Origin of the sequence: Streptomyces flavofungini (genome assembly GCF_030388665.1) — a bacterium.
Classification (GTDB): Bacteria; Actinomycetota; Actinomycetes; order Streptomycetales; family Streptomycetaceae; genus Streptomyces; species Streptomyces flavofungini_A.
This window is the reverse complement of record NZ_CP128846.1, coordinates 4,946,240-4,960,490: the sequence shown is the minus strand read 5'-3', so window position 1 is coordinate 4,960,490 and position 14,251 is coordinate 4,946,240. Positions and strand designations below refer to the sequence as shown.

General features: G+C 72.1%; 14 protein-coding genes and 1 tRNA gene. 5 read left to right on the top strand and 10 right to left on the bottom strand.

Annotation, left to right across the window (positions count from 1 at the left end; translation table 11 throughout):
• The first annotated feature begins 6 nt into the window (after positions 1–6).
• Both QUY26_RS20905 and QUY26_RS20900 read left to right on the top strand, forming a co-directional pair.
• Complete coding sequence (locus tag QUY26_RS20905; protein WP_289948898.1) at positions 7–1,566, top strand: metallophosphoesterase family protein; 1,560 nt, start codon at positions 7–9, stop codon at positions 1,564–1,566.
• Between the two features lie 81 nt (positions 1,567–1,647).
• A tRNA-Glu gene (locus QUY26_RS20900) sits at positions 1,648–1,720 on the top strand.
• Positions 1,721–1,996: 276 nt separating this feature from the next.
• Here the strand turns inward: QUY26_RS20900 and QUY26_RS20895 are convergent.
• The 8 genes from QUY26_RS20895 to QUY26_RS20860 all read right to left on the bottom strand — a co-directional run bounded on the left by QUY26_RS20895 (position 1,997) and on the right by QUY26_RS20860 (position 9,513).
• Entirely contained in the window at positions 1,997–2,137 is a 141-nt protein-coding gene (locus QUY26_RS20895; RefSeq protein ID WP_289948897.1) for a hypothetical protein, read from the bottom strand.
• 431 nt (positions 2,138–2,568) lie between these two features.
• Positions 2,569–3,255 carry an HAD family hydrolase gene (locus tag QUY26_RS20890; protein WP_289948896.1) on the bottom strand — a complete coding sequence of 229 codons (687 nt, stop codon included), beginning with the start codon at positions 3,253–3,255 and terminating at the stop codon, positions 2,569–2,571.
• A 78-nt stretch (positions 3,256–3,333) separates the two neighbouring features.
• Positions 3,334–4,320, bottom strand: a complete 987-nt coding sequence (locus tag QUY26_RS20885; RefSeq protein WP_289948895.1) for an AfsA-related hotdog domain-containing protein — start codon at positions 4,318–4,320, stop codon at positions 3,334–3,336.
• Between the two features lie 42 nt (positions 4,321–4,362).
• Positions 4,363–5,562: an MFS transporter gene (locus QUY26_RS20880; RefSeq protein WP_289948894.1), complete on the bottom strand. Its 1,200-nt coding sequence runs from the start codon at positions 5,560–5,562 to the stop codon at positions 4,363–4,365.
• Between the two features lie 109 nt (positions 5,563–5,671).
• Entirely contained in the window at positions 5,672–6,739 is a 1,068-nt protein-coding gene (locus tag QUY26_RS20875) for an aldo/keto reductase (protein ID WP_289948893.1), read from the bottom strand.
• Positions 6,740–6,855: 116 nt separating this feature from the next.
• Positions 6,856–8,013 (bottom strand): beta-ketoacyl synthase N-terminal-like domain-containing protein, encoded by a 1,158-nt coding sequence (locus QUY26_RS20870; RefSeq protein ID WP_289948891.1) that lies wholly within the window; start codon positions 8,011–8,013, stop codon positions 6,856–6,858.
• Positions 8,010–9,248: a beta-ketoacyl-[acyl-carrier-protein] synthase family protein gene (locus QUY26_RS20865; protein ID WP_289948890.1), complete on the bottom strand. Its 1,239-nt coding sequence runs from the start codon at positions 9,246–9,248 to the stop codon at positions 8,010–8,012. The genes QUY26_RS20870 and QUY26_RS20865 overlap by 4 nt, the downstream gene beginning before the upstream one ends.
• Positions 9,241–9,513 (bottom strand): acyl carrier protein, encoded by a 273-nt coding sequence (locus QUY26_RS20860; RefSeq protein ID WP_087884800.1) that lies wholly within the window; start codon positions 9,511–9,513, stop codon positions 9,241–9,243. The genes QUY26_RS20865 and QUY26_RS20860 overlap by 8 nt, the downstream gene beginning before the upstream one ends.
• 380 nt (positions 9,514–9,893) lie before the next feature.
• Here QUY26_RS20860 and QUY26_RS20855 point away from each other — a divergent pair, with 380 nt between their 5' ends.
• Both QUY26_RS20855 and QUY26_RS20850 read left to right on the top strand, forming a co-directional pair.
• A complete protein-coding gene (locus tag QUY26_RS20855) occupies positions 9,894–10,946 on the top strand; it encodes a ketoacyl-ACP synthase III family protein (protein ID WP_289948882.1) in 1,053 nt (350 codons plus the stop codon).
• Positions 10,947–11,015: 69 nt separating this feature from the next.
• The gene (locus QUY26_RS20850; RefSeq protein WP_289948881.1) at positions 11,016–11,720 is read left to right on the top strand and encodes an SDR family oxidoreductase; all 705 of its coding nucleotides are present in this window, start codon (positions 11,016–11,018) and stop codon (positions 11,718–11,720) included.
• Here QUY26_RS20850 and QUY26_RS20845 read toward each other — a convergent pair.
• Both QUY26_RS20845 and QUY26_RS20840 read right to left on the bottom strand, forming a co-directional pair.
• On the bottom strand, positions 11,666–12,439 hold the full coding sequence (locus QUY26_RS20845) for a response regulator (protein WP_289948880.1): 774 nt from the start codon (positions 12,437–12,439) through the stop codon (positions 11,666–11,668). The two genes, QUY26_RS20850 and QUY26_RS20845, sit on opposite strands and share 55 nt — an antisense overlap.
• A complete protein-coding gene (locus tag QUY26_RS20840) occupies positions 12,418–13,587 on the bottom strand; it encodes a sensor histidine kinase (protein ID WP_289948878.1) in 1,170 nt (389 codons plus the stop codon). Before QUY26_RS20840 ends, QUY26_RS20845 begins: the two co-directional genes overlap by 22 nt.
• A 190-nt stretch (positions 13,588–13,777) precedes the next feature.
• On the opposite strand from QUY26_RS20840, the gene QUY26_RS20835 reads away from it, so the two are divergent.
• Positions 13,778–14,248: an XRE family transcriptional regulator gene (locus QUY26_RS20835; protein ID WP_289948876.1), complete on the top strand. Its 471-nt coding sequence runs from the start codon at positions 13,778–13,780 to the stop codon at positions 14,246–14,248.
• Positions 14,249–14,251: the final 3 nt, after the last annotated feature.

Sequence of the window (14,251 nt, the reverse complement as noted above, 5' to 3'; positions counted from 1 at the left end):
GCCCCAATGGGGCGCGACTGGACTGTCGTTCTGCGGAACCTGCGTGGCCTGCGCGGGGCGACGACCGCTCTCGTCAGCCGCTACCGCGCGGCACACCCGCCCCCCACCACGAACCTCACCAGCACCCCGCACCCGTTCGGCCGGGCGGTGGGCCTGGTGGCGGTGGTGCTCCTGGGGGCCTGGCTGGGGCTGCTGATCGTCGGCAGCGTACGTACGTCCGTGGGGCCCATGGACACGCGGATGCAGCTGCGCCCGTCCCTGACCGGCGGCACGAAGATCGACGTGTCGCCGCTCGGCGCCCTGGAACTGAACTCGCACGTGGCGCCGATCCGCCTGGACGTCGAGGTGGACCGCCTGGACCCGGTGCGCTCGGAGGCCCTGGTGGACCATCCGGAGCGGATCTCGGGGATGCAGGAGGAGGTGGCGGAGGACGTCGTCACGGGCACGCTCGACCTGGCGGTGCGTTCGTGCGCGGCGGTGGTCGCGGGCGCCACGGCGCTGGGCCTCGCGGTGTACCGCAGGCCGCGCAGGGCGCTCGCGGCGGGCGGCCTCGCCCTCGCCCTCCTGGCGGCATCGGGCGCGGCGGCGTACGCGACCTGGAACCCCAAGTCGGTCCTGGAGCCGAAGTTCTCGGGCCTCCTCAGCAGCGCCCCCTCGGTCGTCGGCAACGCCCGGAACATCGTCAGCGAATTCGACGTCTACCAAAGGGAGTTGGCGCGCCTGGTCACGAACGTGACGAAGCTGTACGACGTGACGTCCACCCTCCCGGCGTACGAGCCGGACCCGTCCACGATCCGCCTGCTGCACGTCTCGGACATCCACCTCAACCCGGCGAGCTGGAAGATCATCGCTTCGCTCGTCGAGCAGTACGAGATCGACGTCATCGTCGACTCCGGCGACACCATGGACCACGGCAGCGCCGCGGAGAACGCCTTCCTCGACCCGATCGAAGACCTGGGCGCGCCCTACGTGTGGGTGCGCGGCAACCACGATTCGTTCGCGACGCAGCGCTATGTGAAGAAGCTCAAGAACACCCACGTGCTCGACGGCGGCAAGCCGGTCGACGTCGCGGGCCTGCGCTTCGCCGGGATCGGGGACCCCCAGTTCACACCGGACCGCTCGGTGAAGCAGGAGGGCAACCCGGTGGAGGAGATGGCGGGCATCAACCTCGCGGCCTCCCTCCGCGAGCAGGCCGCCAAGGGCACGCCGGTCGACATCGCCGTCGCGCACAACCCGGCGGCCGCGCGGAGGACGGACGGGACGGTGCCGCTCGTCCTCGCGGGCCATGTGCACCACCAGGAGATGGAGGTCATGGAGGAGGGCACGCGGCTGCGCATCGAGGGTTCGACGGGGGGCAGCGGCCTGCGCGCGGTCGAGGGGGAGCACCCCGACCCGGTGGAGACGTCCGTGCTCTACCTGGACCGCGCCACCAAACGCCTCCAGGCCTGGGACGAGATCAAACTGGGCGGGCTCGGCCTCACGAAGGCCGAGGTCAGCCGCCATCTGCCCAAGGAGAACCAGCCCGGGGCCGACCCTTCGACACCACCTCCGGTCCCGCCCTCGTAAACCGTTTTGGCGATCCCTCCCCCCATCCCATATGCTTCTCACGTCCCCGACGCGCTGCAAAGCGCCACGGCGGGCCTCTTAGCCCTCATCGTCTAGTGGCCCAGGACGCCGCCCTTTCAAGGCGGTAGCACGGGTTCGAATCCCGTTGGGGGCACCTACAGCTTCGAGGCACGCTCTCCATCGTGGGGGCGTGCTTCTGAGTAGCTGGCGTCCTTTCTGTCACTCTTTCCGCCGTTTTCCTCCGTTTCTGTGATGCTGTCCAGGCGCGAGGCGGGCCATGTGATACAGATCTCTGCCTCCGGATCGCCGGGCTCGCGCTCTTGAGCCTGGCGCCGAGTGGTGCGCTGCCTGCGCCTGTGGTTGTCCACAGCCTGTTGAAGCCACTCCCGCTCCGCCTCATACGCACGCCAAGCGCGGGCACGGCCCGCGGTCAGCTCCCGTTCACGGACGCTTCGACGATCGAGAAGGGAGTCGGGGTGGCGGCGGCGGCCCGGGCCAGTTCCTCGAAGGTGGCCACCGCCAGCCCTTCAACTGCCGGAAGCTCCGCACGCGTCCCGCTGTCGGTGACCATGAGCGCCCTTCGAGCAGGGCATGGACGTGGCTCAACTGCGCTGCCCAACGTTGCGGATCGTCGCGGACGGGAACCAGCGGGCAGACGGTGATCCCCCCGAGCAGGCACGCCCAGAGGGCCGGGAGGAACTTCTCGGGCTGTTCCAGCAGGAGCACCACGACCCGTCCGGGACGGACCCCCGCCGCACGCAAGGAGTCCAGCAGCCGACGGGAGTCGTCGAGCAGCTGTGGATAGGTGCGCGGCGTGTGGTCGAGGGCCCGTTCCCCCGAGCAGTAGCGGACCCCGTGCTCGGGGGAACTCTGCTGCGGCCCGCAACAGCAGCCCGGCCAGGTCGGTCCCGCGCTCGACCGTGGCCGTGCCGGGGCGGTCTTCCGGTATCTGCTGCGTCGTCGTCATGGTGCCCATCGCTCGGTCTCTGTGCAGGGGGACAGTCAGCCGGGTACGCCGGGCAGGCGGCGCCAGTCGTTGCGGGCGGCCTCGGCCACCATGTCCGGATGCGAGCCGACGACCACCGGGTGGCCCACGAGGCGGAGCAGCTCCAGGTCGGAGGTGTGGTCGCCGTACGCGTGGCAGTGCTCCGGTGCGATGCCGCGCTCCGCGAGGAGGGCGCGGGCGGCCCGCGCCTTGGCGTCGCCGATCATGGTCTCCAGTACGTCGCCGGTGTACTCGCCGTCTCGGATCTCGGGCCGGGTGCACAGCACCGCGTCCGCCCCCACGTACGCAGCGACGTGCCCCAGGCAGCCCTGGAAGGAGCCCGAGACCAGCACCGTGGCCAGGCCCGCCGCCCGGTGCTCCCGCAAGGCGTCGAGGACGTCACGGTGGAAGAACCCACCGCGTTCAAGGTGCCGGTCGAACCAGGCCTCGCCCGCGGCGTCGACCTGCTCGGCCTTGTAGCCCGCGAACCGCCGGTAGAACAGGCGGTTGCCCTGCTCCCGGGGCAGGCCCGGGAGCAGCAGGGCGCGGGCGTCGTCCCGCAGCCGGGCCTGCTCCTCCTCGCTGTGGCCGACGGCGGCCAGGAAGAAGTCGTAGAAGTCGAACATGGTCTTGACGGTGGTCAGCGTCTCGTCGACGTCGAAGAACGCGACGGCGGTCGCCGAAGGCAACGGTGGGGTGATCACAAGAACTCCGAGTGCGGTCGGGGCTGAAGGGAGGGGGGAGGGGGAAGGGGAAGGGGAAGGGGAAGGGAAGGCGGTGGCTCAGCCGAGCGTGACGCGCACCTCCGCGACCGTCTCGTCCCCCTGCACGGCTGCCATGCGGAAGGCACCCGGCCCGGCTCCGTCCTCCGGTGCGGCGCTCAGCAGGACCTCGGCGTCCAGCTCGGCGAACTTCACGAAGGACCCGTGCAGCCTGAGGACCCGGCGAGGGCCGGAGTCCGGCGGGGACCCGGTGACGGCGCTCGCGTCGGCGCCGAGCAGCAGGCCGCACTGCCGCGCCGCCTCGCTGAACACCATCGCGGGAACGTGGTCGTAGGGGTGGTCGTACATGCTGCGATTGCGGTACGTGCGCGGGCTGAGCCGGGCGGTCAGGGCCGCCCCCTGTCGGCGTACCGCGTCGAGGACCGCGTTCGCGGAGTCGAGGCGGCACACCAGCGCGGGCTCCACCGGCTCACCGGCCGGGTCGGCCGGGAGGTCGAAGGCCGTGGGCACGGCCGTGCCCCGTTGCATCCGCCGCAGCGCGTGGTACTGGTCGGTGGGCGTGCAGTTGGTGTCCATGGTGAGCCTGCCGAGCGGGCGGCCGTCCAGGGTCAGATCCATGGCGAAGGCCAGGCCCCGCAGCCGACCGCCACGCCTGCGTCGGTCGGTGACTTCCCCGTCCATCCGCAGCTCCCCGGGGCGCTCGCCGCACTTCAGGGCCGCCGGGTCGGCGATGTCCAGCGTCCAGGACGTGACCATGAACGTGGTGTCAGCGGATACGCCCTCGTGGACGTGGGAGGCATACGTCACGGCCTGGCGGCAGCTCTCCAGGACGAGCAGCGGATCGTGGTGGCGGCGTCCGGGGATGTGGTCCCGGAAGTACCCGTGGGTGAGCGGGAGTTGCGCACCGGCGACGAAGAGGCCGTCACCCACGGACACCGAGTCGGTCAGGAACACCTCGGACAGCGCCCAGCGGTGCACCAGGGCGCGGGACACGGTCCGGTCGTAACCGGGCGCCTCGGGGGGCGCCTCCAGGACCTGGGTTTCCACTGTGACTGCCCTTTCGTAGCGGATCGTTGATGCGGTCGGATGTCAGTGGGCGGCTGAGCCGCTCGTGACGGCGGGGGCGGGGGCCGGTGCCACGGCGTCGGCACGGCGCTCGACGGCCACCCCGAGTGCGGCGAGCAACAGACCGGCGAGGGTCACCAGGGCGCCCGCCCAGTTGAGGGCCGGGTAGCCGAGGCCGGCGTGGATGATCTGGCCGCCGAGCAGCGGGCCCGCGGCGTTGGCGAGGTTGAAGGCGGCGATGTTCGACGCCGAGGCCAGGGTGGGGGCTCCGTCGGCCTTGGCCATGATCCGCATCTGGAGAGGCGAGATGGTGGCGAAGGTGGCGGCGCCGAAGAGGAAGACGGTCACGCAGGTGGCCGTCTTGTCGTGCACGGTGAGGACGAACACCGCGAGGACCACGGTGAGCAGGGCCAGCGAGCCGCACATGGCGCTGTTGGGGGCACGGTCCGCGAGTCGGCCACTGATCAGGTTGCCGACGAACATCCCGACCCCGAACAGGACCATGATCAGGGTGACGGCACCGTCGGAGAAGCCAGTGACCTTGGTGACCATTTCGGCGATGTAGGTGTACGAGGTCATGACACCTCCGAAGCCGAGCACGGTGGTCAGCAGCACCAGGATCACCTGGGGGCGGCGCAGCACGCTCAGTTCGCCGCGCAGGCCGGTGCCCTCGGGCGCGGGAGTCCTGGGCACGAGCGCGGAAATGCCGGCGAGGCCGACGGCTCCGAAGAGAGCGACCATCCAGAAGGCCCAGCGCCAGCCGAAGTTCTGCCCGATGAAGGTTCCCGCCGGGACGCCGAGGATGGTGGACATGGTCAGGCCCGCGGCGACCATGGACACCGCGCGGCCCTTGCGGTCACCGGCCACGAGGTCCGCGGCCACCACCATCGCGACGCCGAAGAAGGCGCCGTGGGCGAGCGCCGACAGGACGCGGCCCGCCATCAACACCCCGTAGGTGGGCGCGAGGGCGGACACGACCGTGCCGATCAGGAACAGCGCCATGAGCCGGATCAACAGGCGCTTGCGTTCGGTGCGCGCGCAGAGCACGGTCAGGAGCGGGGCGCCGATGACGACGCCGAGCGCGTATCCGGACACCAGCAGCCCCGCGGTGGGGATGGAGACGCCAAGGTCGGATCCGATGTCGGGCAGGATGCCCGCGATGATGAACTCGGTGACGCCGATGGCGAAACCGCTGAGGGAGAGGGCGATCACGGCAATGGGCACGGCTGTGCTCCTGGTGGGGTCCGTACGTAGGTGGATCGAGGGGGGACGGCCCGGGCGAGGGCCGGGCTCAGGGCTCAGGGCTCAGGGCTCAGGGCTCAGGGCTCAGGGCTCAGGGCAGGATGTCGCCGGGAAGGTCGCGGTCGCCTGCGATCGCGCGCATGTGCCAGTAGGGGTACGGGGCGGGGCGCTCGCTCGCCGTGTCGAGGAGTGCCGTCTCGACCGGTGTCAGCTCCCACTCGACAGCACCGAGGTTGTCGCGGAGCTGGTCCGGGCGACTCGCGCCGAACACCACCGAGGTCACGGCCGGCTTGCTCAGCACCCAGTTCAAGGCAACCTGCGCGACGGAGACACCTCGTTCCTTCGCGATGCCGTCCAGCACCTCGACCACGTCGTACGCCTGCTCGCGGTCAGTGAGCGGAGCGATGGCCGAGGGTCCTTCGTGTGCCAGGCGGAAGGTTTCGGGGACTTCCTGGCCGCGCCGGTACTTGCCGGAGAAGAAGCCGCCGGCCAGCGGGCTCCAGACAGTGACACCCACGCCCTGGTCAACGGCGGCGGGGACGATCTCGTGCTCCAGCTCCCTGGCGCCCAGGTTGTAGTAGCCCTGGTAGGCGGAGAACCGGACCAGGCCGCGGCGGTCGGAGATGTCCAAGGCCTTCATCAGCTGCCAACCGGGGAAGTTGGAGCAGCCGATGTAGCGCAGCTTGCCGGCCCGCACCAGGTCGTCAAGGGCACCGAGGGTCTCCTCCAGCGAGGTGCGAGGGTCGGTGCCGTGCAGGTAGAGAACGTCGATGTAGTCGGTACCGAGGCGGCGGAGGCTGGCCTCCACGGCACGCACGAGGTGGTGCCGGGAGGAGCCGGCCGCGTTGATGTCGTCGGGGTCGGTGCGGAAGCGGGCTTTGGTGGCGATGACGGCCTTGTCCCTGCGGTCCTTGAGGGCCAGACCGAGCAGCTCCTCGCACTCGCCGTCGCGGTAGACATCGGCCGTGTCGAAGAAGTTGACGCCGGCGTCGTGGCAGGCATGGACGAGCCGTACGGCGTCGTCGCCGGTGTTGACGCCGAACTGGGACCAGTTGGCGCCGGGCAGGCCGCCGAACGCGCCGGGAGTGCCGAGGGTGGCCGCTCCGAACGACAGCTCTGAGACCTGGAGGCCGGTGCGGCCGAGGTAGCGGTAGCGCATGGAGAAGGGTTCCTTACGAAACAGACGAAGAGGAGAAGAGGAGGGGGATATGGGGGATATGGGGGTGGTGTACGGCGCCGGGTGTGCGTGCGGCCGCCCGCAGGGCAAGCGGCCCCTCACACCGGGGCGTTCGCGCGGACGAGGACGGCGCAGCCGACCGACCCGTCCGGTCCGCACGAGGTCACGAGTGCCGCGTGTTCGTGCCGGGTGTCGAGCCGCGGGTCCTGCCAGCGGGCGAGGACCCCGGCCACCTGGAGCGCGGCGCCCGCGCCATGGGTCTCGCCGAGCACCGCGTGCACCGGCAGACGGTGCCGGTCCGCGGCGGCGGGCAGCGCGGCGCGCAACGCCCGCTCCTCCACCGCCGCCCATCCGCGCCGCCCGGCCGCACCGGGAGCGACGACGGCCACGTCCTGCGCCGTCAGGCCGCTACGTCGCAGGGCGCCCTCGACGCACGCGGTGAGGCGATGGGCGACCACGAGGGCACCGCGGGCGACGTCCGCGAAGCCGGTGGTGCACACCATGAGCCTGGCCAAGGGAGGCGTCCCGGCACCGCGCCGCTCACCCGGGGACTCCAGGGCGAACACCGCCGCACCTTCGCCGAGGGCGACGCGCGGAGCAAGGGCACCCGTGCGGTGCCAGGCCCAGGCGCTCTGCGGGGACAGTTCCTCCACGCCTCCCGCCAGGATCCGCCGTGCGTGGCCGGCCAGCAGGGTCTGGCGTGCGTAGCGCAGCGCGTGCAGGGACGCCAGCGGGCCGCCTGAGACGGTCGCGTTGACGTCGGTGAGGCGATGGCGGATGGCGGTGCGCCCGGCCGCCGAGTTCATCAGCGTCCCCGGGAAGTCCGAGGGATTCACCAGGTAGGGGCGCTCCTGGACGAAGGTGTCCCGGGCGAACCTGGCGACCGCGCCGGCGCTGCCCAGCGACGTGCCGAGTACCACACCGGTCCCTGCGGGGTCGGCGACCGAATCGAGCGCCAGACCGCACGCGGCCGCGCCGAGCTGGTCGGCCCGAGTCAGCCGGCTCAGGCCCTTGCGCCCGAGGAGGTCGACGGCCGCGAAGTCGGCCGCGCGCAGTTCGACGGGCGGGTACGTCTCCGTGTCCCGGGCGGCGTCCGGCCGGCCGCCCTCGGCCCGGCCCGCGCGCAGGGCGTCGCCGAGCGCGTCAAGGCCCACCCCGGCGGCACTGATCACGCCCGCCGCCACGAGGTCGACCGGGGCCACCGGTCGCGCCGGAGCGGCGGTGGCCACGCCGGGCGTCCTGTCGACAGTCCTCATCGGGAGAACCCCCCGAACATCGTGACGGCGTTGTTGCCGCCGAAGGCGAATCCATGGTTCTGCGCGACGCGTGGCCGCGCGGCCCGGGCCTGCCCGGGGACGCAGTCGAGGTCCGGGCCGAGGGCCGAGTCGACCTGGCGCACCGTCGCGGTCGGCGGCAGGAAGCCTTCGAAGAGGGCGGCGCAGCACGCCAGGGCGCCGAACCCGGCCGCGGCGCCCATCGTGTGGCCCAGCATCGACTTGATGGAGCTGATCGGTGGCGGAGAGTCGTTGAAAACCTCGCGCACGGCCGCCGTCTCGGTGGCGTCGTTGGCCCGCGTTCCGGTGCCGTGCGCGCAGATGTAGTCGACGTCGCCGGGCTTGACCCCCGCGTTGTGGTGGGCGCGCCGGATGCACTCGGCGATGGACACCGCATCCGGGTTGGTCATGTGCCGCGCGTCGCACGTCATGCCGTAGCCGAGCACCTCGGCGTAGACGCGGGCACCGCGTGCGAGGGCCGCGTCGAGCGGTTCGAGGAGCAGCGCCGCACCGCCCTCGGAGGTGACGATGCCGTCGCGCCGCTCGTCGAAGGGGCGCGGAACATCCGCGGCGAGGGCGCCGAGGCGGTGGAACCCGGCGTGGGTGGCCCGGTTGGAAGCGTCCGCCCCACCGCACAGCACCGCGTCCGCCTCTCCCGTGCGGATGAGGTCGAAGCTGTACCCGATGGCGTAGTTGCTCGCGGCACACGCGGTGCCGAAGGTCAGGGCCTCGCCGCTCAGATCCAGCTCGGCGCTGACCGCCGCCGCGATCCGGCCGGCATCCGCCTGCCCGGCGAGGACGGGGTCGAGGCCGGCGAGGCCGCCGTCCGTCACCCACCGCTCCGTCAGCCGCTCGACGACCTGAGACTCGCCGTTCGTCGTGCCGAAGCAGCTCGCGGTGCGCAGGGCGGACAGCTCCCGCTGGTCGATCCCCGCGTCCAGTACCGCCATCCGGGCGGCCGCGGCGGCGAACCGGCCGCTGCGGCCCCACCGTGCCGGGTCGGTCCCGCGCAGGTGCATCTCCGGGTGGAATCCGCGCACTTCACCGGCGAGGGACCGTTCGAAACCCGTCGCGTCGAACTGCTCGACGGGCCCGATGCCGCCGCGTCCGGCCCTGATCGCCGCGGTGAACGCGCGGGCGCCGAGACCGAGACCGCTCACCGCGCCGAGCCCGGTCACCACGACCCGGCGCCCGGCATCGGCGGCCTTGTCAGACACCCAGCGCCTCCGGGGCGCTGTGCGCGGCGACCAGGGCGTAGGCGCTGGGCAGATCGTCCAGCTCGGTCATGGCCTCCTGTGGGATCTTGATGCCGAGGTCCCGCTCGAAGCGCGAGAAGATCTCGATGACCAGCAGCGAGTCGGCCTCGAAGTCGTCGGCGAAGCTGCTCCGGTCGGTCAGCGCGTCGAGGTCCGCCTCGAGTACGTCCGCCACGACGGCACGCACCCTCTCGCGCTGCTCCTCCGATATGACGATGTCGCTCATGTCCTGCCCTCCGAATCGATCGGTCAGTCCGCCGAACGGGCCGGCCGAATTGATCTGCGGAACAAGCCCGTTGGCCTGTGTGAGACCGCGGTCCGGGGCGGCTCCGCGGCTCCCCGGTGGGTCTGCGTCAGCCAATCCCGGAGGCAGAGGCAGCGACAAGCACTTCCAAAGTGCCATCGGGGGTGTCCCCGAAGGGCGGCACCGCGCCCTCCATAGGAGTCCCGCAACGGGCACGCGCTCCTGGTCGGCTCGCTTTTGCCCGCGTTTTCATCGGGCCCTTCAAGCATTCCCGCGATGGAAACGATCAGGTGCGAAACGACCGGTTGGAACACGACCGGGAGCACGACGACCAGGTGGAAAAGGGGCGGGGTGGTGCGGGGATGAGACCGACGGAGCCGGTCGGCATAGCGGCGGCCGGACTGTGGCTGCCCGAGGGGCGGTCCCTCGCTTCGAACGCGGTCGCCGCCGGCCGCCTGCGCGAGCGTGCGGCCGAGGACCTGGGCCACGAGTCCCTGCCCGACGCCGACGTCACCGCCCCTCCCGACGCCGCCGTCCGCGCGGCGCACCTGGCCCTGGACGCGGCCGGTGAGCCGGCCGAGCGCCTTGCGGTGCTGGCCCATGCGTGGATGTACCACCAGGGGCACGACCTGTGGTCGCCCGCCCACTACGTCGCACGTCGGCTCGGGGCCCCGCGGGCCCTCCCCGTCGGGGTCCAGCAGGTCTGCAACGGCGGCGCGGCCGCCCTCGGGTTTGTCACGGCGTGGCTCGCCACAGCGGATTCCGCGGAGGCATCACGCCCCCGGCTCGGGCTCGTGACCACCGCGGACCGGTTCGCAGAGCCCGGCTTCGACCGCTGGGCGAGCGACTACGGCGTCGCGTACGGGGACGGCGGCACGGCCGTCGTGCTGCGTCGCCCGGCCGTGCCCGGCGATGCCCTGCTCCTGCGCTCGGTCGCGACGTACGCGGACCCGGAGCTGGAGGAGATGCACCGCGGCACGGACCCCTTCATGCCGGCCGCGCGCGACCTGCGCGAGCGGGTCGACATGCGTGCCACCAAGCGATCCTGGCTGCGCGTCAACGGGGTGGAGCCCTTCACCACGGCCAACGAGCGGGCCATCCGTACGGTCGTGGCCGAGGCTCTGGCGGACGCGGGAATGACCGCGTCCGACCCGCGCCTGAGCCATGTCGTCCTGCCCCGGTTCGGCGCGAAGACGCTGACCGAGTCGTGGCTCCCGGTCCTCGCCCAGTGCGTGGACGCGCAGCTGCTCGACTTCGGACGTGCGACGGGCCACTTGGGCGCGGGCGACGCCCTCGCGGGACTCGCCGATCTGGTGCGGCGGGGCCTGCCCGCGCCCGGCCACGCCGCCCTGGTGTTCAGCGCGGGCGCGGGCTTCACCTGGTCATGCCTGCTGGTCGAGTCCCCGCGGCGCTGAGTCGCGCACCCACGGTGCGGTCCGCACCGGTTCGTTCTGGCTTCACCGTCCTAGGAGGACTGCGTACGTATGTCACGTTCTGTTTTCGTCACCGGAGGCAATCGGGGAATCGGTCTGGCCGTGGCGCGGGCCATGGCGGCCGACGGCGACCGGGTGGCCGTCGGCCATCGCACGGGCACCCCGCCGGAGGGGTTCCTCGGGGTGCGGTGCGAGGTGACCGACGAGGAGTCCGTGCGCGCCGCGTTCGACACCGTCGCCCGGGAGCAGGGGCCCGTCGAGGTCCTGATCGCCAGCGCCGGCATCACCCGGGACACGCTGCTGCCACGCATGGACGACGCGGCGTTCGACGAGGTGCTCGAGACCAACCTCAAGGGGGTCTTCCGCACCGTGCGGGCCGCGGCCGGCGGCATGCTGGCCGCGCGCCGGGGCCGGATCGTGCTGGTGTCGTCCGCGCTGGGGTTCCTGGGCTCGCCGGGGCAGACCAACTACGCCGCCGCCAAGACCGCGCTGCTCGGCTTCGGCCGTTCGCTCGCCTGGGAACTGGGAGGCCGGGGTGTCACCGTCAATCTGGTGGCGCCCGGCATCATCGAGACCGATATGACCAGTGCACTGAGCGAGCGCCGGATGCGGCAGGTCATGGGGATGACTCCACTGGGCCGGCCGGGTACGGCCGAGGAGGTCGCCGCGGCCGTCCGGTTCCTGGCGTCGGAGCAGGCGGGCTATGTGACCGGCGCGGTGTTGCCGGTGGGCGGTGGCATCGGCATGGGCATCTGAACCCCGGCCTGCCGCGCGGCGGCAGGCTCCCCGGGCGCGGGCCGGTGCTGCCGGCCGACCCGGGACCCTGCCCGCGGCACCGCCACCGGCGGCGCGATCAGGCCCAGTTCCACGGCCTTGTTCGCCGCTTCCACCCGTGAGCCCGCACTCAACTTGCCGAAGATGTTGCGCATATGGCGTTTGACGGTTCCCTCGGCGATGGAGAGCCGCCGGGCGATCCGGTAGTTGCTCAGTCCGCTCGCGGCCAGTTCCACCACCTGCGTCTCCCTTGCGGACAGCACCCCGCCGCCGTCGGGTTCGGGCGCGGCCAGGCTCTCCGCGGACAAGGAGACAGTGACCCGGCTGCCGCCCGCGCACACGTCGCGCACCGTGCCCGCGAGGGACTGGTGGCTCACCGTCTTGTGCAGGAACCCTCGGATGCCGAGAGGCAGCAGCGCCTGGACGAGCCGAGGGTCGTCATGCATGGTCAGCAGCAGGATCCGTAGCCCCGGAGCCAGCTGGCGCAGGTGCCGCACGGTGCTCGGCGGATGCTGGTTGCCCGGCATCTCGATGTCGAGGAGCAGTACGTGCGGGTCCAGCTCGGCGACCAGGCCGAGCGTCTCGGACACGTCACCGGCGACCCCGACGACCTCGAAGTCCTCCTCGGTGTCGAGCAGTTCTGCCAGCGCGTCGCGCAACAGCGTGTGGTCGTCGGCGATCAGGATGCGGATGGGATCCATGCCGCCTCCTCATACGCACTCCGCCGCTCTTCCTCCTGCGGACGGCGGCTGCCGGGAAGCGGCACCCACAGCAGCAGTCGGGTGCCGTCGCCCGGTGTGCTGAGCAGCACGCACCGTCCGCCGAGCCGGGACGCCCGTTCGCGTACGGCCGTCAGTCCGCCGCCGTGCTCTCGCACTGCCCCGTAGGAGAAGCCTCGGCCGTCGTCGACAGCGTGGACCTCGACGCCTGCGGGCCGGACGCGGAGGCCGATCGCGACAGTGCTGGGATCGGCGTGGGTGAAGGAGTTGCGCAGGAACTCCCGCAGGATCAGGAACAGTTCCCGACGGTGGCCCGGCGGGAGCCTCGCCTCGTCTCCCTCCACCGTCACCCGCACCCGCACCGCCGGGCCGTCCGGTGCCGGGTCCAGTTGCGCGGCGCAGTCCCGCAGTGACTGGCCCAGGCCGGTGTCCGCCGCCGTTTGCACCGTGCGCAGTCCCGAGACAAGGCCACGGGTGAGGTCCGCGGCCTGACCGAGCGCGTCGTGGAGTGCGCGGAGGTGGCGTTCGCCGTCGGCCGCGTGCGCGGTCGTGGCCCTCGTCCTGACGCGGTACAGCTCGAGTTGGCGCAGGGCCAGGGCGAGGCTGCTGCCCAGATGGTCATGGACGTCGCGGGCCAGGCGTCCGCAGCAGTCGGCGTCCCGGCTCCGGGCGTCGGCCCGCAGCCGCTCTTCGTAGCCGCGGGCGGTGGCCCGGTTGTGCCGGGAGATCACCCGGTGGAGCGCGTCCGCGGCATCCGGCCCCGCGGCGGCCCATCGGCGAGCCGAGGAGCGGGCGAGCGCGGCGTCCGCGAGGTACTCGGTGGCGCCGAGGCAGTCGGCAAGCCCGACTCCCGCGGCGGCCCACCGGGCGCCGAGCGCAGCGGAGACCTCCGCGCGGTCGCCCGCTCGGGCCTGGTCCGTGCTGTCCGCACGCGCCTCGTGGTCGGCGAGGATCACCGCGGCCTGTTCGGCGGCGTCCTGCCACAGTTCCGGACGCGCACCGAGGGGACTGCCCGCGCTGCGCAGGGCGTCGCGATACCGGTCGAGGACGTCCGGGACGGCCGGTGCCGGTCGCCGCTCCCCGAGCTGTGGCGCTGCCCGCCGAACTGTCCCCACCTGCGGTGTCCCCACCCGAGCCTCCTGAGTACGTCCCCTGTGACCCGCGGGCGACGCAGAGCGGCGACCTGCCATGGCTGCCGCCCAGGACCCGCTTGTCCATCTCAGCTAACGGCTCGACGGTAGGTGTGCCCCCGCGGAGTGTCAACTACGATGACTTTCACACGACCCACGTGTTCACGCCTGCGGACAGAAGGAGCCCGCGATGCCCGAACTGGCCGACAAGGTCGACCGGCTCTTCAAGACCATCCTGACCAACGGCCGGGAGTACTCGTACGAAGAGGTCGCCCGGGGCTGCAGCGAGCAGAGCGGGGGCACGTTCTCCAAGACGTACGTCTGGCAACTGCGCACAGGCCAGCGCGACAACCCGACCAAGCGGCACCTGGAGGCCCTCGCGGCCTTCTTCCGGGTCCCCGCCGCCTACTTCTTCGACGATGTCGCCGCCGACCGGATCGACGCCCAGCTGGCGCTCGCTTCGGCCCTGGGGAACGCGGATGTCCGGGACATCGCGCTGCGCGCCATGAGCATGGACGACTCCGGCCGCAAGCACCTGGCCCGCATCATCCACGAGGTGAGCCAACTGCACTCGGCGGCCTCCGGGCACCCGCGGCCGGACGGGGCCGCACGGGCCGACGGAGGCCGAGACGGCACGGAAGGCGCCGAGGGACGGGGATAGGGC